20 protein-coding genes are annotated in these 23,442 nt (G+C 51.7%); 13 read left to right on the top strand and 7 right to left on the bottom strand.

Going from position 1 to position 23,442, the window contains the following annotated elements:
* Positions 1-106: 106 nt before the first annotated feature.
* Positions 107-3,565, top strand: a complete 3,459-nt coding sequence (locus tag L2731_RS05765) for a DEAD/DEAH box helicase (RefSeq protein WP_249252208.1) — start codon at positions 107-109, stop codon at positions 3,563-3,565.
* A 48-nt stretch (positions 3,566-3,613) separates the two neighbouring features.
* Here L2731_RS05765 and L2731_RS05760 read toward each other — a convergent pair whose 3' ends face one another.
* Positions 3,614-4,033: a secondary thiamine-phosphate synthase enzyme YjbQ gene (locus tag L2731_RS05760; RefSeq protein ID WP_041511324.1), complete on the bottom strand. Its 420-nt coding sequence runs from the start codon at positions 4,031-4,033 to the stop codon at positions 3,614-3,616.
* Between the two features lie 284 nt (positions 4,034-4,317).
* Between L2731_RS05760 and L2731_RS05755 the strand changes: the two genes are divergently transcribed.
* The 8 genes from L2731_RS05755 to L2731_RS05725 all read left to right on the top strand — a co-directional run bounded on the left by L2731_RS05755 (position 4,318) and on the right by L2731_RS05725 (position 11,792).
* Complete coding sequence (locus tag L2731_RS05755; RefSeq protein ID WP_249252206.1) at positions 4,318-6,204, top strand: VRR-NUC domain-containing protein; 1,887 nt, start codon at positions 4,318-4,320, stop codon at positions 6,202-6,204.
* 207 nt (positions 6,205-6,411) lie between these two features.
* The gene (locus L2731_RS05750; RefSeq protein ID WP_249252205.1) at positions 6,412-6,981 is read left to right on the top strand and encodes a TlpA disulfide reductase family protein; all 570 of its coding nucleotides are present in this window, start codon (positions 6,412-6,414) and stop codon (positions 6,979-6,981) included.
* Positions 6,971-7,189, top strand: a complete 219-nt coding sequence (locus L2731_RS05745; protein ID WP_249252204.1) for a DUF4266 domain-containing protein — start codon at positions 6,971-6,973, stop codon at positions 7,187-7,189. The genes L2731_RS05750 and L2731_RS05745 overlap by 11 nt, the downstream gene beginning before the upstream one ends.
* 46 nt (positions 7,190-7,235) lie before the next feature.
* The gene (locus tag L2731_RS05740) at positions 7,236-8,657 is read left to right on the top strand and encodes a DUF3570 domain-containing protein (protein WP_249252286.1); all 1,422 of its coding nucleotides are present in this window, start codon (positions 7,236-7,238) and stop codon (positions 8,655-8,657) included.
* Positions 8,654-9,682, top strand: a complete 1,029-nt coding sequence (locus L2731_RS05735) for an FAD:protein FMN transferase (RefSeq protein WP_249252203.1) — start codon at positions 8,654-8,656, stop codon at positions 9,680-9,682. The genes L2731_RS05740 and L2731_RS05735 overlap by 4 nt, the downstream gene beginning before the upstream one ends.
* A gap of 298 nt (positions 9,683-9,980) precedes the next feature.
* The gene (locus L2731_RS05730) at positions 9,981-10,199 is read left to right on the top strand and encodes a hypothetical protein (RefSeq protein ID WP_249252202.1); all 219 of its coding nucleotides are present in this window, start codon (positions 9,981-9,983) and stop codon (positions 10,197-10,199) included.
* Between the two features lie 9 nt (positions 10,200-10,208).
* Positions 10,209-10,415 (top strand): KTSC domain-containing protein, encoded by a 207-nt coding sequence (locus tag L2731_RS19590; RefSeq protein ID WP_415837016.1) that lies wholly within the window; start codon positions 10,209-10,211, stop codon positions 10,413-10,415.
* Between the two features lie 129 nt (positions 10,416-10,544).
* Positions 10,545-11,792 carry a DUF3644 domain-containing protein gene (locus L2731_RS05725; RefSeq protein WP_249252201.1) on the top strand — a complete coding sequence of 416 codons (1,248 nt, stop codon included), beginning with the start codon at positions 10,545-10,547 and terminating at the stop codon, positions 11,790-11,792.
* Positions 11,793-11,922: 130 nt separating this feature from the next.
* Here L2731_RS05725 and asnS read toward each other — a convergent pair whose 3' ends face one another.
* Positions 11,923-13,323, bottom strand: a complete 1,401-nt coding sequence (gene asnS, locus L2731_RS05720) for an asparagine--tRNA ligase (RefSeq protein ID WP_220058253.1) — start codon at positions 13,321-13,323, stop codon at positions 11,923-11,925.
* A gap of 424 nt (positions 13,324-13,747) precedes the next feature.
* Here asnS and L2731_RS05715 point away from each other — a divergent pair, with 424 nt between their 5' ends.
* Positions 13,748-14,083 (top strand): hypothetical protein, encoded by a 336-nt coding sequence (locus tag L2731_RS05715; RefSeq protein WP_249252200.1) that lies wholly within the window; start codon positions 13,748-13,750, stop codon positions 14,081-14,083.
* Between the two features lie 111 nt (positions 14,084-14,194).
* On the opposite strand, the gene L2731_RS05710 is transcribed toward L2731_RS05715, so the two are convergent.
* Together L2731_RS05710 and pabB are read right to left on the bottom strand one after the other, a co-directional pair.
* Positions 14,195-14,764: a CoA pyrophosphatase gene (locus tag L2731_RS05710; RefSeq protein WP_249252199.1), complete on the bottom strand. Its 570-nt coding sequence runs from the start codon at positions 14,762-14,764 to the stop codon at positions 14,195-14,197.
* 17 nt (positions 14,765-14,781) lie between these two features.
* A complete protein-coding gene (pabB, locus tag L2731_RS05705) occupies positions 14,782-16,209 on the bottom strand; it encodes an aminodeoxychorismate synthase component I (RefSeq protein WP_249252197.1) in 1,428 nt (475 codons plus the stop codon).
* A 127-nt stretch (positions 16,210-16,336) separates the two neighbouring features.
* Here pabB and L2731_RS05700 point away from each other — a divergent pair, with 127 nt between their 5' ends.
* Both L2731_RS05700 and L2731_RS05695 read left to right on the top strand, forming a co-directional pair.
* Entirely contained in the window at positions 16,337-17,860 is a 1,524-nt protein-coding gene (locus L2731_RS05700; protein ID WP_239884568.1) for a fumarate hydratase, read from the top strand.
* A gap of 175 nt (positions 17,861-18,035) precedes the next feature.
* The gene (locus L2731_RS05695; RefSeq protein ID WP_186300536.1) at positions 18,036-20,081 is read left to right on the top strand and encodes a dipeptidyl-peptidase 5; all 2,046 of its coding nucleotides are present in this window, start codon (positions 18,036-18,038) and stop codon (positions 20,079-20,081) included.
* Between the two features lie 189 nt (positions 20,082-20,270).
* Here L2731_RS05695 and L2731_RS05690 read toward each other — a convergent pair whose 3' ends face one another.
* Entirely contained in the window at positions 20,271-20,684 is a 414-nt protein-coding gene (locus L2731_RS05690) for a GNAT family N-acetyltransferase (RefSeq protein WP_249252196.1), read from the bottom strand.
* A gap of 280 nt (positions 20,685-20,964) precedes the next feature.
* Between L2731_RS05690 and L2731_RS05685 the strand changes: the two genes are divergently transcribed.
* Entirely contained in the window at positions 20,965-21,393 is a 429-nt protein-coding gene (locus tag L2731_RS05685) for a GFA family protein (protein ID WP_249252195.1), read from the top strand.
* A gap of 93 nt (positions 21,394-21,486) precedes the next feature.
* Here the strand turns inward: L2731_RS05685 and L2731_RS05680 are convergent, their stop codons facing one another.
* Complete coding sequence (locus L2731_RS05680; protein WP_249252194.1) at positions 21,487-22,113, bottom strand: hypothetical protein; 627 nt, start codon at positions 22,111-22,113, stop codon at positions 21,487-21,489.
* 501 nt (positions 22,114-22,614) lie between these two features.
* Positions 22,615-23,265: a 2OG-Fe(II) oxygenase gene (locus L2731_RS05675; RefSeq protein WP_249252193.1), complete on the bottom strand. Its 651-nt coding sequence runs from the start codon at positions 23,263-23,265 to the stop codon at positions 22,615-22,617.
* Positions 23,266-23,442 lie beyond the last annotated feature (177 nt).

The raw sequence follows: 23,442 nt of genomic DNA, 5'->3' as shown, positions 1-23,442 counted from the left end.
GTAAGCCGACACTTGCCTCCTTTCGGGCTACAACAGGCCCAACAAATAGTGATATCATCTCTCCTTTCAATCGCTGATCTTGGTCTATCTGCTTTTTTCTCGGACGATGTTATTACAAACGGCTGTACAAGAGTTTTCACATCAAGAAAGGTTTTCTGCGCTGCAAGCCCTGTTGGACGGTCGGCTGCTGGAGTGCCAGCGCCGCGCCCATATTATTCGTGGTGTCTTCGCGGGCGAGCCTAAGTTATCTTGCCAAGTCTCCCTTAACGATCAGGGTAAGGTGAGCGGTCGTTGTGACTGCGGTCAGCCACGCTGTCTGCATCAGGCGGCCTTGGTCATTGAGCAGGCGGCTCATAGCGCAGTTGAAGAGCAGGGACGTTCCAGACGCTCAGATACGGCGATTCGCCTGTTTCGCAGCGATCTCAAGGAGCGTTTCGATCCTTTCCCCACCATGGCGCGCCATCGCATCCTCTACCTGTTAGCACTGAGCGAGACAGGTTTGCAGCTCAAGGTGTTAAAAGGCTATCTCAACAAGAATGGCCGCTATCAGCTCAAGGGACCTTTAGGCTTCGACTTGCTGCAGAGCCAGCCTGTGCCCAAGTATGTCAGTCAGACAGATCTCAAGTTACTGCACCTACTCAGAGAGGTTGCGGGCGAGGTAACGGGTGAGACTTTTAACTCCGAAACTAGCCCTAGCATTAGCCCTGACATTAGCCCCGAAACCAGCAGTGAAAATTTGCGTGCCGATAGCACTCAATCACAGCTACCCGAGTACCTAAGCCCTGCGGTGTCACGCCTGGATGCACTGGCAGAGCAACAACAGGTGTCGCAGGCAGGAGCCTCGCTTGAGCAGGCGATCCTTATCGATCTCAAGTGTTCGCTCGCTAATGACGCCTTTGGCTCACAGCCTCTTTCTAGTGAACATTTAGCCGTACTCGACAGTGATTTTTATCGCCTGCTGTTTGCCAGCGGTCGCTGTTTCTTTGGCAAGGTGGCGGGGGAGCCGGTGCGTTTGGCGACTCACTATGATGAAGACTACCTGGATGAAAGCTTCATGCTGCCCCTTTGCCCCGGTGTCTGGCTAGATACCTGCTCGGGCACGGGGATAATCGATAAACGCGGTGACGTGCGGGTGAATCAAACCCTGTTAGAAGGCGCGGATCTGGACGGCGACTGGCTGCCAAGGCTAGAGATCGCCCGCGAGAGCCTGGAGCAACACTGGCACGAGCCTATGTTGTCGCCCATAGATGTCGCGAAATTTTCTATGGTTCATCGCGGTCGGCGTTATGACTTCGAGTCGCTGAGCTATCTCGGCGCGGGCCATAAGGCCTTCATGGCGCAATTTGCCAAATGCCAGCTGTTGCTCAATCCCTTGCCGCTACTCACCAGTCAATTCGAGCCAGCCGTGACTGAATCACTCGGCGAGGGCCTGCGTCTGGTGCCGGGTGAGGCGAGCGAGCATGTGGTGCTGCTGCGCACGCTCTCGCTCAAGGGCTGGCAGGTTGAACTGGTGGCCAAACAACGTTTCGTTCAAGTGGCGGCCAATGCCTGGTATGGCGAGGTGAACAGCGCCGACAAGGATTGGTTCGAGCTGAGCCTTGGAGTTGAGGTCGAAGGAAAGCGGGTTAACCTCCTGCCATTGCTGGTCAACCTCATTCGTCAGGGCAAACTCAGCCGAGATTTCAATCAGGTAACGAGCGCCGATCAATCTGACGCAACCCATAGTGAGAGTCAGCCGCAGGAGGTGGCGCTGGAGCTGGAATCTGGTGCCATCCTAACCCTGCCGGCTGCGCGTATTCAGCGCATACTTGCGGTGCTCGACGAGCTCTTTGCTCAGCAGCCGCTCAACGATCAGGAAAAGCTGGTGCTGGCACGCCATCACCTCGGGCGCATTCCGCTGCTCGATGATGCCTTAAGTCACTCCGAGCAGGCGCTGACCTGGTCGGGTGAAGCCAAGCTGAGGCAACATGCCAAGGCGCTCGGGCGTTATCTCAATGAGCAGCAGAGCAGGCGCGCAGATAGGCTGGGAACCATAGACTTTGTTACCCCAGATGGGCTCAACGCCGAGCTGCGCCCCTATCAGATAGAAGGTGTCGCCTGGCTACAATTTATCAAGCGACACGGCTTCGGCGCCATACTGGCCGATGATATGGGGCTGGGTAAGACGCTGCAGACCTTGTGCAGCATCTTGCTGGATAAACAGGCCGGGGTGACTAAGGCGCCCGTTTTGGTTATCGCGCCCACCAGTTTGCTCAGCAACTGGCAGCGAGAGATCGCCCAGTTTACCCCTAGCCTGACGAGTTTCATCTGGAGCGGCCGTTCCCGCCATGATAACGAGCAGGCGCTGACCCATGTCGATGTGCTGATCACCAGCTACGGGATCCTAGCACAAGACGCCGAGCGGCTAACCAAGCTTAACTGGCATCAGGTGATCCTGGATGAGGCGCAGACCATCAAAAACAGTCGCAGCCGTATCACTAAGTTGGTGAACCGCCTGCAGACCAAGCATCGTCTCTGTCTCACGGGGACGCCGATGGAGAATCACCTCGGTGAACTCTGGTCGCTGTTTCATTTTCTGATGCCGGGCTTTCTAGGCACCGCGACCCAGTTTCAACGCCAGTTTAAACAGCCGATTGAGAAAGATCATTGCGACACCAGCCGCCAACGATTGGCTCAGCGTCTGGCGCCCTTTATGCTCAGGCGCACCAAGCGTCAGGTGGCGACCGAACTGCCGACCAAGACGGTGATCAACACCCTGATTGAGCTGAGCCAGAGTCAGTCGGATCTCTATGAGACCATACGCCTGACGGTGGCGGAGCAGGTGCAACTGGCGCTGCGGCAAACCGGCGCCAAGGCCAACCGCCTGATGATCAGCAATGCACTACTTAAGCTTCGCCAGGTCTGCTGTCATCCGTCGATGCTCAATCTGGCTCAGGCAGGCGAGCGCGCGCATCTTGCTGAGGCAAGCTCTGGCGGTGAAACAAGTCGAATGAATGCGGCCTACGATGGTGGCCAGGATGAGCTTAACGCCGAGTCTTCCAAGCTTGCCTGGCTGGAGAACAAGTTGCCGAGCATGATAGAAGATGGCCGGAACATACTCATCTTCTCATCATTTACCAGCATGCTGGATTTGATCGCCGAGCAGCTGGATCGCCAGCAGATAGGCTATGAGATGCTAACCGGGCGCAGTCGCCATAGGGATCGCATCATAGAGCGTTTTCGTCGCGGCGAGGTCAATGTGTTCCTCATCAGCCTCAAGGCTGGCGGCTCGGGACTAAACCTGACCGAGGCGGATGTGGTGATCCATGTGGATCCTTGGTGGAATCCGGCCGCCGAAGAGCAGGCCAGCGACAGGGCCTATCGCATCGGCCAGGATAAGCCGGTATTCGTTTATAAGCTTATCTGTCAGAACACGGTCGAGGAGCGCATTCAGCAGTTGCAGCAGAGCAAACAGGCTCTGGCCCAAAGCATGTATCAGACCGAGAGCCTCACGGCCGCCGAGATGGATAAGGATGATTGGCTGGCCCTGCTTCAACCCATTACAGAGCAGCCAATCGCAGATTGATCCGGGCCTCTTGTCCTAAATTAGTTGCCCTAGGTTAGTTGTTCGAGATTATTCGCCCTGGATGGTGAGTAACAGGGTACGGCCCCCGGCGCGGTTGCGTGCCTCGCACAGGTAGATCCCTTGCCAGGTGCCTAGATTGAACTCGCCGTCGGTGATAGGTAGGGTAAGTTCCGCCCCCAGAATCGACGACTTCAGATGGGCCGGCATGTCGTCGTCCCCCTCATAGGTATGGGTGTAATAGGGCTCATTCTCCGGCACTAGACGGTTAAAGAAGCGCTCGAAGTCCTCCCGTACGCTAGGGTCGGCATTTTCGTTGAGGGTGAGTCCGGCCGAGGTATGCTGTAACAGTAGATGGGCGAGACCTATCTTAATCTTGCTAAGCTCTGGGGCGGCGCGATAGATCTCTTCGGTGATCAGGTGATACCCGCGTTGTTTCGGGGGCAGATTTATCTCGACTTGAATCCACATGATGATTTTTCCTACGCTGTTTTATCGCCAAATGTCGGCACTTTTTGTTATTTTGCTAAGAGTGCGCCAACTCCCTAAGCTTGTAAAGCCTGCCGTAGTGTCTGTTTTATAGGATTTGCCACTTAGTGTTTAAAGCGGCGATGATGAATAGAAAAATACAGGGATAGAAAACGTTAATGGTTAAGCAAAGACTGGAGCCAGTAGAGGGGCATACACAAGGTAAAGCTGTGAAACCAGCGCCGCTATTGTCAGCGTCGCCAGCGCCGTCAAAGCAAGCTTCCAAGATGCAACCTGAATTGCCAGTTTATTACTACCTTAATAATTTCAACACCATGCTCCAAGGTGTTCAGCACCGCTATGGCGATCTCCTCGATGAAGTCGAGCTTGGCTTCATCAACACTTTTTCGGCGTTAGGAGAGGATGCTCAGTGTCTGCTGGTGAGACTCATCTCGCGTAAGGGCCCCTGGTTCTGCCTGACTCAGCTTAGCTACATTGAAATCACAGATATCCCGGCGGCCATCTCGGAGCTGCACGCTCGCAAACTGATCGACTATGAACAGCCCGATACGAGCTGGCTAATGCAAAAGAGCACCAAGGCGGCGCTTATTAAGGCCTTGGTAGCGCAAGACTCCAGTCAATCAGAGCCTGTCAATCCAGAGGCTTCGAAACTCGATTCTACGGCGATTAAGCGGCTGAAGAAGAGCGAGCTTATCGAGTATGCCCAAGGCACGGGCCTATTGACGCGACTGCTTGCCGGTTTGGCACCTGAGCGGCATTGGTTCTGTCTGAGTCCCAAGGCCGCCTATCGACGCTTCGAGTTACTCTATTTTGAACGTATGAGTCAGTCCCTGAGTCAGTTTATCTTGGCCGATCTTGGTATTCATAATTTTGAAGGTTACTCGACGAGTATCGCCAGTCGCAGCTTCAATACGCGAGCGGAGATAGAAGGCTTGTATACGTTGTCTAGGCTATACCAGGAGTTTGAAGAGGGTGCGCTGAGCGGTAAGCACTGTGATATTGGTATCGAAAAATTTGATTCATTTTGTCAAAGACTCACCGATCTGCCTGATTTCGCCAAAGAAGCTGGGAATGAAAAGCTACAGCGCATGACCCAGGGGCTCTGGTTAATGGCGGCGCGCCAATTGGAGCGCTTAGGCCATTTTGAGCGCGCCTTAGCTCTGTATGGAAACACAGAAAGACCGCCGAGCCGGGAGCGCCGGGCGCGCTGCCTGAATAAGCTTGGCCGTGATGATGAGGCGTTAGGGCTAGTTGAGTTGATGTTAGCGGAACCTTTGGAGGAGAGTGAACGTCTGGTCGCCAGGCGTTTGCAGAAAAGCCTTCATCGCAGCCTGGGACGGGAGGCGCCCAAGCCTTGGCAAGGGGAGTTTGATACCTTCAAGCTTGAGTGTCAGCGCACAGCAAATGATGAGGGCCCAGAAGGCGAAGAGTCAAACGCCCAGCGCGTCGAGCAATGCGCCGCCAGACACCTGAGCACTATGCAGGGTGAGCCGCTGCGGCTTTGTGTCGAGGTAGAGAACCGCCTCTTCTGCAGCCTGTTCGGCCTGGCCTTCTGGGACATTATCTTCGCCGATGTGCGGGGAGCCTTTGCCAATCCCTACCAGAGTAGGCCGAGCGACATGTACCAGAGTGAGTTCTACCCAAGGCGCAAACAAGCGATAGCGTCGAGGCTCGCGGCATTGGCCTCGGGTGATACCCAGATGATCATGGATCATTTTCATCAAAAACGCGGCATCACCAACGACTGGGTACACTGGCCATTGTTTGAGGACTTAAGCCTTGATCTGCTTGAGCTTGGTCTAATTGAGCTCGGCATAACGAATAGTCAAGACAAAGATGCGATGCCGCTTCTCCTGCAATTGGCACTAAAGGCGTTCAGCGGCGCCTTTTTAGAGAAACTATTTCGACAGATGCTGTTCGATCTTCGCTATTACCGCGCGGGCTTTCCCGATCTCATCTGTTTTCATCTAACTAATGAGCATCAAGCAACCGATGAAGGGTCACCGAGCTTAGCTGATAACAGAGTCACAGCCGAGCTTATCGAGGTGAAGGGCCCGGGAGATGCCCTAAGAGATAATCAGACAGTCTGGCTGGATTGGTTTAATCGAAACGGCGTTAAGGCCAGCGTCTGTTATCTCTCTTGGCTCGACTAACATTGAGTAACCTTGACTAAAATAGGGTGTTCGTTCAGGCGTTTTCATAATGCACACTCTTTCTTGCTAAGTCGTGATAACAGCATCTTTCCCTGTCCTAATACCATGATTTTTTGCTAACCTCATTAATAAGATAGGAGACTTTTGTTAGTAAACGCCCGGTACAAGCGATAAAGAAAGTGTTTAACCAGCTGTGAAGGATTTGTGATGTCACGAGAACAGAAGATGCAAGGCGTTCCGCCGTCGGTAGAGGGGAGAATGAGATCCCCCATGATGACCAAGCTTGTTTGGTTATCGATGGCAATGCTCGTTTGTCTGTCTATGGTGCTGACGAGTCACGCTGCGCCGCGTCTGGACTTGAGCGCCAAGACACAAAGCGGCGAGCTGGTGTCTCTAGCGCCTTATAAGGGCAAGGTGGTCTACGTGGATTTCTGGGCCTCCTGGTGCGCGCCCTGTCGCGACTCCTTTCCCTGGATGGAGCTGATGCATCAACGCTATGGCGACAAGGGGCTCGCGATCGTGGCGATCAATCTCGATGAAGAGAGTGAGATGGCAGGGCCATTTCTGGCCGATTTCAACACTAGCTTCGATATCCTCTACGATCCCAAGGGGGAGGTGGCCGGTCACTTTAATCTGCAGGGGATGCCCAGCAGTTATCTGTTTGATAGCGACGGGCACTTGGTCAGCGAGCATCTGGGGTTCTTCAAGTCCAAGCAAGTTGCCGTCGAGCAGGAGATACAATCTTTGTTGAAGAAGAGGTTAGTCGATGCGAACTGATTTAAAGCTACTGATCATATTGGTAGCCTTGCTGTCTGGCTGTGCCAATCTCGGCGTAAAGCCCTGGGAGCGAGGGCAGTTCGCCCGGGAGGATATGCAGCTAGATGCCGACGAGATGGATATGGCGATAGAAGATCATATCTATTTCAGTAAGGAGGGCTCCAGCGGCGGCCGTACCCTTGCCGGTGGTGGCTGTGGTTGTAACTAGGTTGTTTTAAGAGATAACAGGGAATAAGGAAGATCGCTTGAGCGACATGAAGGACAGGCCGACACCAAATCAACTTGGGACAGTAGAAAGTGCTTCGCTAAAAAGCGACTCGCTAGAAAGTGAGTCTGTCATGGCATCTCTGCTGATGGCCAGCAGCCTGTTTCTCGGTGTTGGCGCGGCACTGTCCTGTGGCAGTGCGCTTGCGGGCGAACAAGCCGCCGAGACGCGCGATAATACCGCTGAGCAAGAGGAACAAGCGAGCGATCCGCTCGCCGGCGCGACCATAGATGCAGCCCTAGTCTACTATCAGGAGCAGGACAGGGTCACGGCGGCAGAAGGGATAGTCAACTACCGTCAGGCGCTGAATGATGCCAATATTATTCGCGGCAAGATAGCGCTGGACGCCCTAACTGGCGCCTCGGCCAATGGCGCCGTGATCCAGGCAAGCCCTCAAAGCTTTACCCGGCCTTCGGGAACCGGCGTCTATCAGGCGAGAGCCGGAGAACTGCCGCTGGATGACACCTTCAAAGACACCCGCTTGCAGCTAAGCGCCAACTGGCAGCATCTCTTCTCTGCCAAATGGCAGACCAGTCTCGGTGGGTATCTCTCTCGCGAATATGATTACACCTCACTCGGTGTCAATGCTGGGCTCGAGCACTCCTTCAATCAGAGCAATACCCAGGTGTTTGCCGGCGCGGCCTACTATTTCGATATCGTCAATCCAGTGGGCGGGCGGCCCGTTGGGATGAGTGAGATGGTGTTTCGTAAAGACTTTGCCAGCGAGGCCGAGTTTAGGCAGGCATTCGATGCCACCCGTTATTACGATACGGCCCTCAAGCGCACCTTAGATCTCAATGTGGGCATCACCCAAACCCTGAATCGTCGCTGGCAGGCTCAGCTTAGTTATGGCCTCTCGGCCGTCAATGGCTATCTTAATGATGCCTACAAGGTGGTTAGCCGGGTCGATAGTAGAGGGCAGGCCCTTGGCTATCACTATGAGCAGCGCCCCGACGAGCGGCTAAAACACAATCTCTATCTCATGACCAAGGGCGCCTTAGATAGCGGCACACTGACCTTTTCCTATCGCTACAGTAATGATGACTGGTCGCTGCAGGCCCATACCTTAGATGCCCGTTATCGCTACAACCTCAGCGGCGCCGCCTATTGGCAATGGCAGTTTCGGGTTTATTTGCAGGACGCGGCCGAGTTTTATCACCTCTATCTCACTGAGGGTGAGCCCTTGCCCGAGTTCGCCTCGGCGGATCATCGTCTCGGTAAGATGCAGACCTATACGATAGGCGTCAAATATGGCCAGAAGTTAGAGCAGGGGATGCTGGCAAGTGTGCGTCTGGCCTACTATCAGCAGCGCCCGCAAAACCCAGGTGTCGAGTTGCCAGGAGAGCTGGCTAGCTTCGATCAGTTCCCCCGCATCGATGCCATAGTGCTTCAATTTGGAATGCGATTTTGATCTCAACAGGTGAAGGTCTCAAATTTTCGTCGCTTGCTGATCTAGACAATCAACAGGCGGTGATCTCGGATGAAAGCCAATACGGTCACTATAACCTTAAGGGTCTCAAGGGCGAGTTCATGGCTATGGCCAGTCGCTGTGAGTTCCTGGCGCGTCCTAAGCAAGCTGCTAGCAAAGCGCAAGGTGACAAGACTCAAGGTGACAAGGTTCAAGGTGACAAGACTGGCGGAGAGCGAATAACTCAGGCCTTTGAGCGCGCCATGGCCGAGGTTAAGCGCATCGAGGCTAAGTACAACCGTTTTAGCGAGAACAGCGTATTAACTCAAATCAATCGCAGCGCAGGTGACTGGCAAGCGATCGACGATGAAACCCTTGGACTACTCAAGTTTGCCGAGCATTGTTACCGGTTAAGTCAGGGCAAGTTTGATATTACCGCCGAGCCTGTATTGGCCCTCTGGCCATTCGGCGATGGGGAGAGTGCTACTCCGCCGAGTGACTGCCAGATAGAGACGGCGCTTGAATGTGTAGGCTTCGAGCGGCTGATTATTGAGGAGCTGCGCCTCTTTCTACCCTATGGGATGGGGATCGATCTCGGTGGGATCGCCAAGGAGTATGCTGCCGACAGGGCCATAGAGGTGCTGCGACGTGAACTGCCCGAATATGATCTCTTAGTGAACCTCGGCGGGGATATGATTGCCTCCCCATGTTGCGAGTGCCCCTGGCAGATAGGCATAGAAGATCCCCACAAGCTAGATACCCCCGCCCGTGTGGTGACGCTTAAATCTGGCGCGCTGGCCACCAGCGGACACTCCCGGCGTTATCTACTCCACCAAGGCAAACGCTATGGCCATATCATCGACCCCAGCACTGGGTATCCCATCAAAGGCGCGCCGCTGTCGGTCAGTGTGTTTGCTCCTCAGTGTGTCGTCGCCGGCATGCTGGCGACCCTGGCCATGCTTCAGGGGGAGGGAGCCGAGACCTTTCTCGTCGGTCAGGGCACCGTTCACCATATCATCCGTGGCTAGTTTTTTATGATGAGCTTGTCATGACTAACTTTTCATGACTGGTTTTTCACGATTAGCCTTCAGGTATTTAAGGTGCGAGAGCGAGTCAATATTCATGCTCATTTTGCCCATTCTAATGCTCGTTGATACGACATGACTGTGGTGCTCGTTTATCCGGCATGACTCTGCTAGAGTGGCTATAAATCAATGACTTTAGTTTAGTAAATCATCAATAATAGGTTTATTAAATGTGCATGCGCATTTTGCCAAATAGATGCGCATGCGCACTAGTGAAATGTTAAATCTACAGGGAGTAATCATGTATACCGGATATTGGATTGATGATAATTACATTTGGGGACCTGAAGAGTCGGGTAAATTCTGGATCGACGATGGTTGGGTCTGGGGGCCATACAATTCTGGGAAGTGGTGGATTAAAGACAATTGGATTTGGGGGCCAACTGACGGTGGTAAGTTTTGGATAGATGATGGCCATATTCATGGCCCCTCCAATACATTACCTTGGTTTAAAAAGTAGGAGCCTCAAATGACTGAGTGGGTAAATGTTAGGTCTACGGCAATTCGCCGCATTGGGTATGACGCAGGTTCAATGCGTATGTATATCGACTTTGAAGATAGTGACCCAATCTACACATTTTGCAGGGTTCCTGAGCGTGTATTTAGAGAGTTCGTGAAAGCTCGTTCAGTTGGTCAGCATTATCACCAATATATAAAAGATCGCTACGATTGCTAAAAAACATTTAATAAGGCCAATCACAATTGTTTAATGCAAAAAACGCAGTGTACTGAAAGGTTTACACTGCGTTTCGGCCGCCCGTGTAGGCAGCGTTAATTGGCTTTAAGGTCGTCAGGAGTAGTCAAATTGAGTAGATATGAACAAGTCGATTTAGCCTATGAGTTTCTGTCTTCAAAAGAGACCGAAGGTGAATCTTTTACAATTGATGAATTAGCCAATGCAACAGGTTGGAAAAAGCAAACTTGCGCAACGTATCCCTCAAAACGTTGGCATCAATATGTTCAAAAAGATGGTTCTCATTACCTCACAGCAGGAATCAAATTTCTAAGCAAAGATGAATTCAGGGCTGTACATAGTCAAAGGTTACAACAGGTTGCAGATCAATCTGCAAAAGGCATGTTGCTGTACAAAGCAAGAGAGTTCGCGTTACTTGCTGTCTCAACCTATAACAACCCATACACAGAGTTTAAAACGTATGGTTATATCGTAAATATCGTTATTGCCTATACGGCACTATTCCATGCCATCTTTGAAAAGAAAGGTGTTAACTATTTCCATCTGAAAGGTGGAGAACCGGTGGTAATAGACGATGAAGTGAAAGCGTGGGAGTTGATGGAGTGCTGCAATCAATATTGGAATGGTGTTGAACGTCCTGAAAAGTACAACTTACAGTTTTTGATTGGGCTTAGAAATAAAATCGAACACCGTAGTCTACCTGCGATAGACCTTGCGGTTGCTGGGGAGTGTCAAGCCGCTTTAATTAATTTTGAAAATCTGTTGGTAGAAGAGTTTGGTGATGCTCATGCGCTCTGCACCAACCTAGCTATTGCCATGCAACTCAGTCGTATCTCTGAGCAGGCGCAAATTGATGCTATGAAGCAATTACAAAAAGAGAACTATAAAGTTGTACGTCATTACATGGAAACGTATCGTGCTGACTTAGAGGATAATATTGTTGAAAGTCAGAAATATCGTATTCGAGCAATGCTAGTTCCAAAGTTAGGTAATCATGCCAAGTCATCAGATATTGCAGTTGAGTTTATTAATGTTAATAAGCTCACCGAAGAAGAACTGCAAAACTATGAACAAGGTGTAGCTTTCATTAAGGGAATCGAAAACCCATATAAATTGAAACCGTCTAAGGTAATGATTCTCGTGCGTGATGCGATCCCTATTTTTAATATGTCTTTACACACAAAGTCTTGGAAGTACTTTGAAGCTCGCCCTAGAGACAATTCACCTGATTTCAAAGGTGAGTATGCATCATTTGTTGAGGGCTTTGATGGTTACTTATATACGAAACAATGGGTTAAATTTTTGATAGCAGAGCTTAAAAAAACAGAAGTGTTGGAAAAGGTAAAAAAAGCCAATTAAGTACGCTCTCGTTGGTCGCCGGATTCATTCCGCTCTTCGCTTATTGGTAGCGTTAGTCCATAGAAATTACAATCTGAAATCTGCGCCCATAAAAAAACGCCCCGTAGGGCGTTTTTTTGCAGAACTGGCTTTAGAAGTTCGCTGACTTAGGCGCGCGTGGGAATGGGATCACATCGCGGATGTTCGATACGCCGGTCACGTAAGAGACCAAACGCTCGAAGCCCAGGCCGAAGCCTGAGTGTGGCACTGTGCCGTAACGGCGCAGGTCACGATACCACCAGTAATCTTCCTTGCTCAGACCCATCTCGTCCAGACGGGTATCTAGTACGTCCAGACGCTCTTCACGTTGGGCACCACCGATGATCTCACCGATGCCAGGAGCCAGTACATCCATGGCCGCTACTGTTTTGCCATCTTCGTTGAGACGCATGTAGAAGGCCTTGATATCTTTTGGATAGTTCTTCACGACCACAGGTGCCTTGAAGTGCTCTTCTGCCAGGTAGCGCTCATGCTCAGATTGCAGATCGATACCCCATTCGACATCGAACTCGAACTTCTTGCCGCATGACTTTAGGATCTCGATGGCGTCTGTGTAGTCTACCTGGGCGAAATCGCTGTTGACGAAGTTTTCAAGGCGCTCGATAACTGTCTTGTCGACGCGCTGGGCAAAGAACTCAAGATCGTCACGGCGCTCATTAAGCACGGCGCGGAAGCAGTACTTCAGCATACGCTCGGCCAGGCCGGCAACATCGTTCAGATCGGCGAAGGCCACTTCCGGCTCAACCATCCAGAACTCCGCCAGGTGACGGCTGGTGTTTGAGTTTTCGGCGCGGAAGGTTGGGCCAAAGGTGTAGATCTTAGACAGCGCACAGGCGTAGGTCTCGCCGTTCAGCTGACCCGATACCGTCAGGAAAGATTCCTTACCGAAGAAGTCTTCGCTGAAATCGACCTTACCCTCGTCGGTACGTGGCAGGTTTTCCAGATCCAGAGTCGAGACGCGGAACATCTCACCGGCACCTTCACAGTCAGAAGCCGTGATCAGCGGGGTAGAGACCCAGATGAAGCCTTCTTCGTTGTAGAAGTTGTGGATGGCATGAGACAGACAGTTACGCACACGGGCCACGGCGCCGATGATGTTGGTGCGAGGACGCAGGTGAGCCAGTTCGCGCAGATACTCGATAGAGTGACGCTTGGCCGCCATTGGATAGGTATCAGGATCTTCAACCCAACCTGTGACCTCAACCTTAGTCACCTGCATCTCAAATGCTTGACCCTTACCTGGGCTCTCAACCAGTTCACCCGTCATCACGACTGAGCAACCGGCCGTGAGGCGTAAGATTTCGTCGTTATAATTGTCTAAGCTATTTGGCACAACGCCCTGAATGGGATCAAAACAGGAACCATCATATACGGCAAGAAAAGAGATGCCGGCCTTGGAATCTCGGCGAGTTCTTACCCAACCGCGTACGGTAACTTGCGAACCAACCGCAAAATCACCCTTAAATACAGAAGCGACAGATGCAATGCTCATTGTTGCTTAGTTCTCCAACGAAACGTTTTATTAAAAATTTTGGAGGTTTATATTACCTTGCTGGTGGCTTTTCTCAAGGGAAAAACAGCAGATAGATTGGCCTATAGGCAAATAAAATGGGCATTTCAGCCAAGGCAGGCGTAAGCGCCGTGAAAAAGCGGCCTTAATCTGCTGTTTATCCGCTAATGGTGTTAGGCTGGAAAGCTTGTTATGCTTAAAATATGGCCAGTTAATTCAGTGGGCTAGATGGTATACCAATCGTAGTAAATAATTGATCATGCTAACTTGTTAAAACGTCCGATAACGGCGTTACAATTTTTGATTGTAGAATAACTACTAATCGAAAAATTCTGCCTTGTTCTCGACCGTTTTTCCTGCGTTATTTCTGATCACTTACTTACCGTGATTGGTATCAGGGGGCTAGATGAAAAAAGTCAAAGTTTTCCAGATTTTTTTAGGCACCTTGTCGATCTTAGGTTGGTCCTTGGCCGTGTACGCATTACTGCTCTTTGGTGAGGCCAGACCGGATCGCGCCGTGGGCTACTTTCTCAGTAAAGGGGCTAGCGTGCGTCTCACCTGGGATCCCACCATCACCCTGAGGCTGGAGTATGTGATCTGGAGCTGCGCCGCCATCAGTTTGATCAACCTGGCCTTTAACTTCTATGTGGCCCACCACAGCCGCATGGGCTACTGGTTCAATATCCCGCTGCTCTTGTTAACCTCTACTGCTGCAGGTCTCTATCTCAAGTTTTTTGTCTAGGGCGTCAGTCCGCAATCGATCACAGTATTCGCAGTTTGAAAAAATGCATAGACTAAGTGCGGGCTTGTGCAGCGTTGTTAGCTCTTCATTAGAGCGAACTTAGCTCGTTCGTTAATTGCCTATCTGGCGACAGAGCCTGTCTATCATGGCGGCGGTGGCGCCCCAGATAAAATATTCGCCATAGGGGATGAAGTAGACGGGGTAACTCACGCCGCGGCGGGAAAACTGCTTCTGAATGCGATTGGCAGGTTCTAAAAGGAAACTTAGGGGCACGCTGAACAGCTCATCTACCTCACCGGGATCTAACACAGGCTCGAAGGCTTCTCTCACGACACCTATGATGGGCGCGATGGCAAAGCCGGTGAAGGTGTTAAACATGGGGTATTGGCCCAGCACCTCGACATTGTCTCGCGGCAGGGCGATCTCCTCAAACGCTTCACGCAGGGCGGTGTCGGCGTAACTGGCATCACTCTCTTCGACCTTGCCGCCGGGAAAGCTAATCTGCCCCGGATGGGCCCTTAGGTGGGTGGGCCTGCGAGTGAGCAGCAGTTCCAGCTCACCACTAGCTTCCATCAGGGGAACGAGCACGGCGGCCTGTCGCAGGGTGCGATGGATCTGCGGCCCTGTGTCTGTGGGCAATTGGTGCAGAGCGTAGCGCCGTTTAAACTCGTCCAGTGTCATATTTGCCTAATTACTTGTCAGTTACTCAGTATGGGGAGGATCTTACTCACCTTATCATAACTCTCCTGATATTCGGCATCGACCTGCGAGTCGGCCACTATGCCGCCACCCGCCCAGCAGTAGAGACGTGGTGGCTCGGCCACCAGGGTGCGTATGGTGATGCTGGTATCCATCTGCCTGTCTTGGCTGATGTAGCCGATTGAGCCGCAATAGAGGCTGCGGCGCGACGGCTCCAGCTCTTCGATGATCTCCATGGCGCGGATCTTAGGCGCGCCCGTGATAGAGCCACCGGGAAACGCGGCTCTTAATAGATCGCAGGGGCTGTTGGGGGTAGCCAGCTTGGCAGTCACTGTGCTCACCAGATGGTGCACCGCCGGGAAGCTCTCTATGGCAAACAGATGAGGCACCCGCACGCTGCCAGGACTTGCCACCTTGCCGATATCGTTTCGCAGCAGATCCACGATCATCAGGTTTTCGGCGCGATCTTTCTCCGATGCCGCCAGGGCTTCGGCGGCGGCCTTATCTGCCGCGGCGTCGCTAGATCTCGCCATGGTGCCCTTGATGGGCTTGGTCTCTATGGCATCGCCCTTAAGCTTGATGAAACGCTCGGGCGAGATGGAGAGAATGGCGTGCTTATCCAGGCGGATAAAGGCAGAGAAGGGCGCCTTGTTACTGGCCCTAAGCTTTAGGTAGGCCTGCCACTCATCTCCGCGATACTCGGCCTCGAAGCGCTGGGTCAGGTTGATCTGATAGCAATCGCCGCTGTGTAGATAATCCTGCACCCGATCAAACTTGTCTCTGTATTCGTCCTTAGTGATCTGTGGCTGCCAGTCGCGGCTCAGGGCAAACGTCTCATTATTGGCTGCTTCGTTCGACCGCGAATTTAGCCTCGCTTCTAGGTCTGCGAGACGTTCTTTAAGCGCAGTTTCTCCTAGATAGTGCACCAGAGACCATGTCTGACTCTGGTAGCAAAACACTAGCGCCCAGTCATAGAGGCCGACATTCATCTCGGGAAGCGCGATATCCTTGGCCGCGGTGGCAGGGAGCTTCTCGATGCGTCTGCCCAGATCATAGCTAAAGGTGCCCAGGGCGCCGCCGCTGAAGGGCAGCTCACAGGCGTGCTGAATTGGGAAATAGTCGGCTATCGCATTTTGCAAAATTGAAAAGGGATCGTCCTGGCTAGTTTCATCACTGTTTTTAGAGTTCCCAGTAGCGGTCGCCGCAGTTGGACGCAGATGCCTGGTTTGGGTCACGCCATCCTGGCTGGTGATGGTGGCCAGAGGATCGAAGCTGATGATGTCGTACCGGGCGTCAATATGATCGCTGTCGGCAGAGTCCAGCAGTATGGCCCAAGGCAGGTGAGCGAAGCAGTCAAATACCTCAATGGTGGAGAGTTTCCAGTCTAACTTTTGCAGTGCAACGCCTTGAGTCGACGAAAAATCCATCGATAACCCTTATCTAAAATGTGATGTTCCCCTAAAAGTCGCGAAAGAGTATCATATTGTGAACGGATTCAAAAAAAATACGCGACCCTGCAAAAGGGCGGTGAATAACCAAAACGTGAGTAAGGAAATGTCTGTGACTATAGAACAGCCCATCATCAAGCAAGCGGACCTCATCGAGAGTGTCGCCGACGCACTACAATATATCTCCTATTACCACCCTAAAGATTTCGTTGATGCCATGGCCGAGGCCTATGAGCGTGAAGAGAGTGCGGCGGCAAAAGATGCTATCGCGCAGATCTTGATCAACTCTCGTATGTCCGCCGAAGGCAAGCGCCCACTGTGTCAAGACACAGGTATCGTGACCTGTTTCGTTAAGATCGGCATGGGCGTCAAGTGGGATAAGACAGACATGACAGTGCAGCAGATGGTGGATGAAGGGGTAAGACGCGCCTACACCAACCCAGATAACCCGTTGCGCGCCTCTATCGTTGCCGATCCTGCCGGTGGCCGTAAGAACACTAAAGACAACACGCCATCTGTGGTACACGTCGAGATGGTGCCGGGCAACCATGTTGAAGTCGCCATCGCCGCTAAGGGCGGTGGATCGGAAAACAAGTCTAAGATGGTGATGCTTAACCCATCGGACGATATCGCCGAGTGGGTCGAGAAGACACTACCAACTATGGGCGCCGGCTGGTGTCCTCCAGGCATGCTGGGCATAGGCATAGGCGGCACCGCCGAGAAGGCGGCCGTGATGGCCAAAGAGGCCCTGATGGATCCTGTCGACATCCATGAGCTGCAAGCCAAGGGCGCCGAAACCGCCGAAGAGAAGCTGCGTCTGGATATCTTCGAGCGCGCTAACAAGCTAGGCATAGGTGCCCAGGGCCTTGGCGGCCTGACTACCGTGCTGGATATCAAGATCAAATCGGCGCCAACCCACGCGGCCTCTAAGCCTGTGGTGATGATCCCTAACTGTGCGGCAACTCGCCACGTACACTTCCACCTCGATGGAACAGGCCCAGCCGAGTTGGAGACGCCTAAGCTGGAAGATTGGCCAGAGATCACCCGCGAAGCGGGCGAGGGCGTACGCCGCGTGGATCTTAATACCGTTACTCAAGCTGACATCGAGCAGTGGAAGAGCGGTGATGTGCTGCTGCTAAACGGTAAGATGCTTACCGGTCGTGACGCGGCGCACAAGCGCATTCAAACCCTTATCGAGAGCGGTGAAGGTCTGCCTGAAGGCGTTGATTTCACCGGTAAGTTTATCTACTACGTTGGCCCAGTCGATCCTGTGGGTGACGAAGTGGTTGGCCCAGCGGGTCCAACGACGGCGACCCGTATGGATAAGTTCACCGATCTGATGCTGGATAAGACAGGTCTGATGGGCATGATAGGTAAGGCAGAGCGTGGCCCGGCCACAGTCGAGTCTATCAAGAAGCATAAGGCGGTTTACCTGATGGCAGTAGGCGGCGCCGCTTACCTGGTGTCTAAGGCGATCAAGAAGTCACGGGTAGTGGCCTTCGAAGACCTAGGTATGGAAGCCATCTACGAGTTCGACGTGACCGATATGCCGGTGACCGTTGCCGTAGACAGCGAAGGGGTCAATGCCCACGAAACAGGTCCTGCCACCTGGCGCGTCAAACTTGCCTAACCCAGAGTAAAGCATCAAGAAGTGGGCGGGATTAGGTGAGTCAGGCGACTTGCTTAACCCCCCATTTTTGTTTAGTGTCTGTTGCGTATTTTGGCGACACTTTTTGGCTTTAGGCGCCTTTTCTTAGCATTAAGCATTGTCGCCTTGCCGTTCAACCATAAAGATGACTATAACAATGAAAAAAACTGCAATCATACTTGCCTTGGCGACAGCCGGTCTGGTGTCTGGCGCTCACGCCGCAGCACCTGAGCCTTTCAAGGTACAGCATCTCGTTAAAATGAATAAGCTGCATTCCAGTGCACTGTCTAATGATGGCACTAAAATCGTTTATGCAGTTAAAAAATTTGATGATAAGGGTGAGGCGCAATCTGACCTTTATCTTCAGTCGCTGACCGATGGCAAGGTAAAGCGCCTGACCTCGGCCAAAGGCACTGAGCATAGCGTTGCCTTTAGCGCAGACGATAAGAAGATCTACTTCCTGGCGGCTCGCGATGGCAGCTCACAACTGTATGAGCTGGCACTCGATGGCGGCGAAGCGGTTAAGATCTCTAATCTGCCGCTGGACGTGGAAGGCTTTAAGCTGTCTCAAGATGGCGCACAGGTCGTGATGAACATGCGTGTCTACCCTGAGTGTGACACCTTGAAGTGCACAGCCGACAAGCGTGAGCAGGAAGCCGAGCGTAAATCTACCGGCCGCGAATACAAGCAGCTGATGGTGCGCCACTGGGATACATGGGGCGATCACAGCCGCAGCCACCTGTTTGTGGCAAAACTAGACGGCAAGATGATCGACACTGCCGTGGATGTGACTAAAGGCCTGGACACCGAAACCCCACCGCTGCCATTTTCAGGTATGGAAGAGGTGACCTTTACCCCAGATGGTAAGTATGTGGTCTACAGCGCCAAGGCGCCGAGCAAGTCACAGGCTTGGGAAACTAACTACGACCTATGGCAAGTCTCCGTCCTGGGCGGTGAGGCGAAAAACCTAACCGAGAGCAACAAGGCGTGGGACGCCCAGCCAACCTTCTCGGCCGATGGCCGCTACCTGGCGTATCTCGCCATGAGCAAGCCTGGCTTCGAGGCGGATCGTTACCGCGTCATGCTGCGTGATACTGTGACCGGCCAAGAGAAAGAAGTTGCGCCGCTGTGGGATCGCAGCCCAAGCTCGCTGACTTTCGGCGCAGATAACCGCACACTTTACGTGACTGCGCAGGATCTGGGTCAGGTAAGCATCTTCGAGGTCAACACTCAATTTGGTGACGTGAAGACGCTGCACAACGATGGCAGCAACAGCATCCTGGGTGTGACCGGCGACAAGATCGTCTTCAACCACAAGAGTCTGGTTGAGCCGGGCGATCTCTATACCATGTCTCTCGACGGTCAGAATGTAAATCGCCTGACCGAGGTGAACAAAGACAACCTGGCCAAGATCAAGTTTGGTGAGTTTGAACAGTTCAGCTTCAAGGGCTGGAACAACGAAGAGGTCTATGGTTACTGGATCAAGCCTGCTAACTACAAGCAAGGTAAGAAGTATCCTGTTGCCTTCTTGGTACACGGTGGCCCACAAGGCTCATTCGGTAACTCATTCAGCAGCCGCTGGAACGCGCAGCTATGGGCGGGTGCCGGTTACGGCGTGGTGATGATCGATTTCCACGGTTCTACCGGTTATGGTCAGGCCTTTACCGACTCTATCTCTAAGGACTGGGGCGGCAAGCCGCTGGAAGATCTGCAGAAAGGTTTGGCTGCGGTGACGGCTCAGCAGAAGTGGCTAGATGGCGATCGCGCCTGCGCCCTGGGTGGTTCATACGGCGGCTACATGATGAACTGGATCCAAGGTAACTGGAACGACGGCTTCAAGTGTCTAGTTAACCACGCGGGTCTGTTCGACATGCGCTCTATGTACTATGTGACCGAAGAGCTGTGGTTCCCTGAATATGAATTCGGTGGCACCTACCAGGACAACAAGGAGTTGTTCGAGAAGTTTAACCCGGTTAACTATGTCGATAACTGGCAGACTCCTATGCTGGTGATCCATGGAGAGAAGGACTTCCGTGTGCCTTACGGACAGGGCCTGGCGGCGTTTAGCTTCATGCAGCGCAAAGGGATCCCATCTGAGCTGCTTGTCTACCCAGATGAGAACCACTGGATCCTTAATCCAGACAACCTGGAGCAATGGTACGCCAACGTGCTGGGCTGGATGGACCGCTGGACCAAGAAGTAAGCCGAGTTTAAGACTCGCAAGATGTGGGTGACAATTTAGTCACCCGATCATAGAAAATAAAAAGCCAGAACTCAGTTCTGGCTTTTTTGTGGGCGTTTTTTGTATGCGATTAGCTTGCCCGAGTCTAGTTCACATGCGCTTCCAATGATAATCGGGCAGGGTGAGCTATCGTTTGCCTATATAGCGCTCTCATTCGACAAATTTGCACATGCCAAGTCCAAGAGGTTCCCCTGTTCTGGGGCTGTAGCCAAATTGAGAGTAAAACGCTTCCTTACCGCAGGCGGCCAACAGCCCAATGGTGGCGCCGGGCATGGCGTTGTCTGCAACAAAACTCTCTATCTCTTGCATGATAGATCTGCCTACACCTTGGTTTTGATACTCGGGTGAGATCACTATGTCTTGCAGATAAAAATACATAGCGCCGTCGCCCACAATACGGCCGTAACCCACAAGCTTCGAATCGATATGGGCGCAAACGTGAAAAAGCGAGTTATTCAGGCTTTGTTGAACCAGTCCAGGCTTGGGGTTTGTCCAGCCAACTGCAGTTCGCAAAGTCATGAACTCTTCGAGATCTGGTGCCCGGTTGCTTATTCTCACTTCCATCTTTCTCCTTGTGGTGCTTCCTAATCTAGCTAAAGATTTATCTCGTTGATTCATTTTATGATATTTTTTCTAACGCATTTGTAATGGGTATTTAATAGACTTAGCCCCACGGCAACTAATAGCCAGTGAACATCCAATTTTCAAATACAGTCGCGTATGATGCAGATATATACATCACCTGGGAGGCGAATAGCTTTTGCGTGTTCCATTCGAACAATCAAAATAGTGGGCCTGCAGATTTCTTTAATTAGCACACCTAGTGTCAGGAGAGTCAGTCAAGATGAAAGGTAAATGTCTGTGTGGAGATGTCGAATTTTACATAAGCGGATCTCTTCCTCACTTTTATCAGTGCCATTGTTCTTTATGTCGAAAGTTGTCTGCTTCTTCGTCAGATACCGCCACATTTCTTAATAAAGCGCAATTTACATGGATTAAGGGGGAGTCCCTTGTTAATTCATACATCAGTGAAACCGGTTATCGTTCTGATTTCTGTAGCAAGTGCGGCAGTACAGTACCTCACCTGATGAGTAATAAAAAACAGTATTGGATCCCTGCTGGATTACTCGATGATGCTAAAGATAGCCGTGTCGTTGCGCATCTTTTTGTTGAGTCTAAAGCCAATTGGGACATTATTGGTGACAGCGGAGCACAATTTGAAGAGATGCCCGACATGGAAACCCTTAATAAGGCATTGCAAAGATCAAATTGACGATCACTTTAGGCTCATCATTTCTCAGGAAGACCCTATCAATTTAAGCGTGTTATCTCCCTTAGTGGCAACCTGTGATGAGGCCTGAAAAACCTATGTCGCTTTCCAAAGCGGTCGGTCGAGATATGCGGCTAACTGTTTAGCACTGGCTTCAATTTCTAACTCGCTGCCGTGATCCATCACATTGGCTCGCTCACCATTGCGAAAGACCAGATTAAGCTCATAGCTGCGGTACGATCGATTGTTAGAGCGTATAGACTCACTGATGATTTGTAATGCGTAGATATCGCTGAGTCGTCCCTGACGACTGGCATCACCTCTTTTAGAGCCATCGTAGCTTTTGCCACAAAAATAGGTGCCTAAGGTTTTATCGAAGGTCATGTGCTTCTTGCTGGACAGCATCAAGAGACTAACCCCGATGAATAGGGCGCCAAGTAACGCCATGGCGCTGCCACCACCAGATTCACCTTCGAGAAACAGGGTGGGACTGACGATGAAAAATATCCCTAAACCAGGTAGCAAAAACATCGCATATAAAATAATAGCCGTGACAGAGTGCTTAATAACAATCCGGCCTTGGGTCTCGACCATATCTTGTGTTATAAAGTTTGCGCCGCCAGATTTCAGCGGATCCCAGCTGGTCTTTTCGGCAACGGGGTCATCCGTATCAGCTAATTTCAATTCGAACTTGTTGATTCTTATGTCCTTAATGGCGCTCATGGGCGTTTCCTTCTATGGCATTACTCCATAAGGGAAAGAGTGTAATGCTATGGGAGTATTGAGTTTGAATCTCAGTGACGGCTTCAGTTATGACTTGTCATCTTCTATGCGGTTAGCGGCTTCTCAAGTGATAGTCATTACAAGCGACGATCATCACAAGCAACAAGCTTCACACTCATAGCGAGTAAGCAAAGGATCCTTTTCATGTGGCATCCCTATCATCTATCACCTCCTAAGAAGTGCGCACCTTGCTCGGCTGACCTAGCTAGCTTTGTTAGCAATTTTTAGTGGGGATAATTCATTTTTACAATAACTTATCACCGTCTTTGGCTGGTTGCTAATAGGTTGACATGGGGAGAAGATGGAAGATTTGCTGAGCGAGACTGCAGGTGGGCTGCTTGTTGTGAATTAGAGTACGAGATTCGATGCCGCTCGGCGCCCAATTTCCTTATACTTATATCTAAAGGGAATTCAGGCGCTGTAGCCTAGATACTGTAATGCTTAGTGCCCCGGCATGCCGTCGTTGATGCGATACCAGGAGGTGAGGCTGTATCTGTGGTGATGGGACAGGGATACCTCATGGGGAAACAGCTCGCTTAAGAAGATCACCATGGTGCCGGATCTGGGCTCGACCGTCTGAAAGGGAGCCGTTTCGTCACCTTGGTACATCAGCAGTTCACCGCCATGGCTGGGTTGCCAATCGGGGTTGAGGTAGAGAATGCTGGTGAGCTTGCGGTTGGTCTGACCCCGAAAGGCGTCCAGGTGTCGCTTATAGAAGGCGCCTGGGGCGTAATAGGCCAGCATGGCTTCTTGATCGAACAGGCCAAGATAGAGATAACGGTTGACTGCCAGGCGCAGTTGCTCTGACCAGGTGAAATAGTCCAGGGTAAAGTCCATCGACTCGTTGAGCCAGCAGATCTTGTCGCGGCGTATGGTCTCGACAACCTGTTGGTCTTGGGCACGGCCGATTGCCGCGGCCTTAAAGTCTTCCTCGGCAAGCTCTGTGATCCCATCGAGTAGCTGTTGCAGCATGCTGGGTGGGAAGACATTATGCAGCACCGCATAACCATGGGTGGCAAGCTGGTCGCATATGTCGGCAAACAACATATCGTCGAGTGCGGGATCGGATGTTAATTCTAAATTTGCAGTCAATGGCTTAGGTTTTTATTGAGGCGGTGAAGCCTTATAGTCCTAAGCGCAGAGGCTGGCTAACTAATAATTTTTGTGGTTAGGATAAAAAGCTTTTTATTTTGTTTTTATCTAATAATAACAGATAGCTATATTTATATATGGACTAACTATGAAATAAAAAAGGTGCCACATGGGCAC

The organism is Shewanella aquimarina, from assembly GCF_023349185.1.
Taxonomy (GTDB): domain Bacteria; phylum Pseudomonadota; class Gammaproteobacteria; order Enterobacterales; family Shewanellaceae; genus Shewanella; species Shewanella aquimarina.
This window is presented reverse-complemented; position numbering and strand designations above follow the sequence as displayed.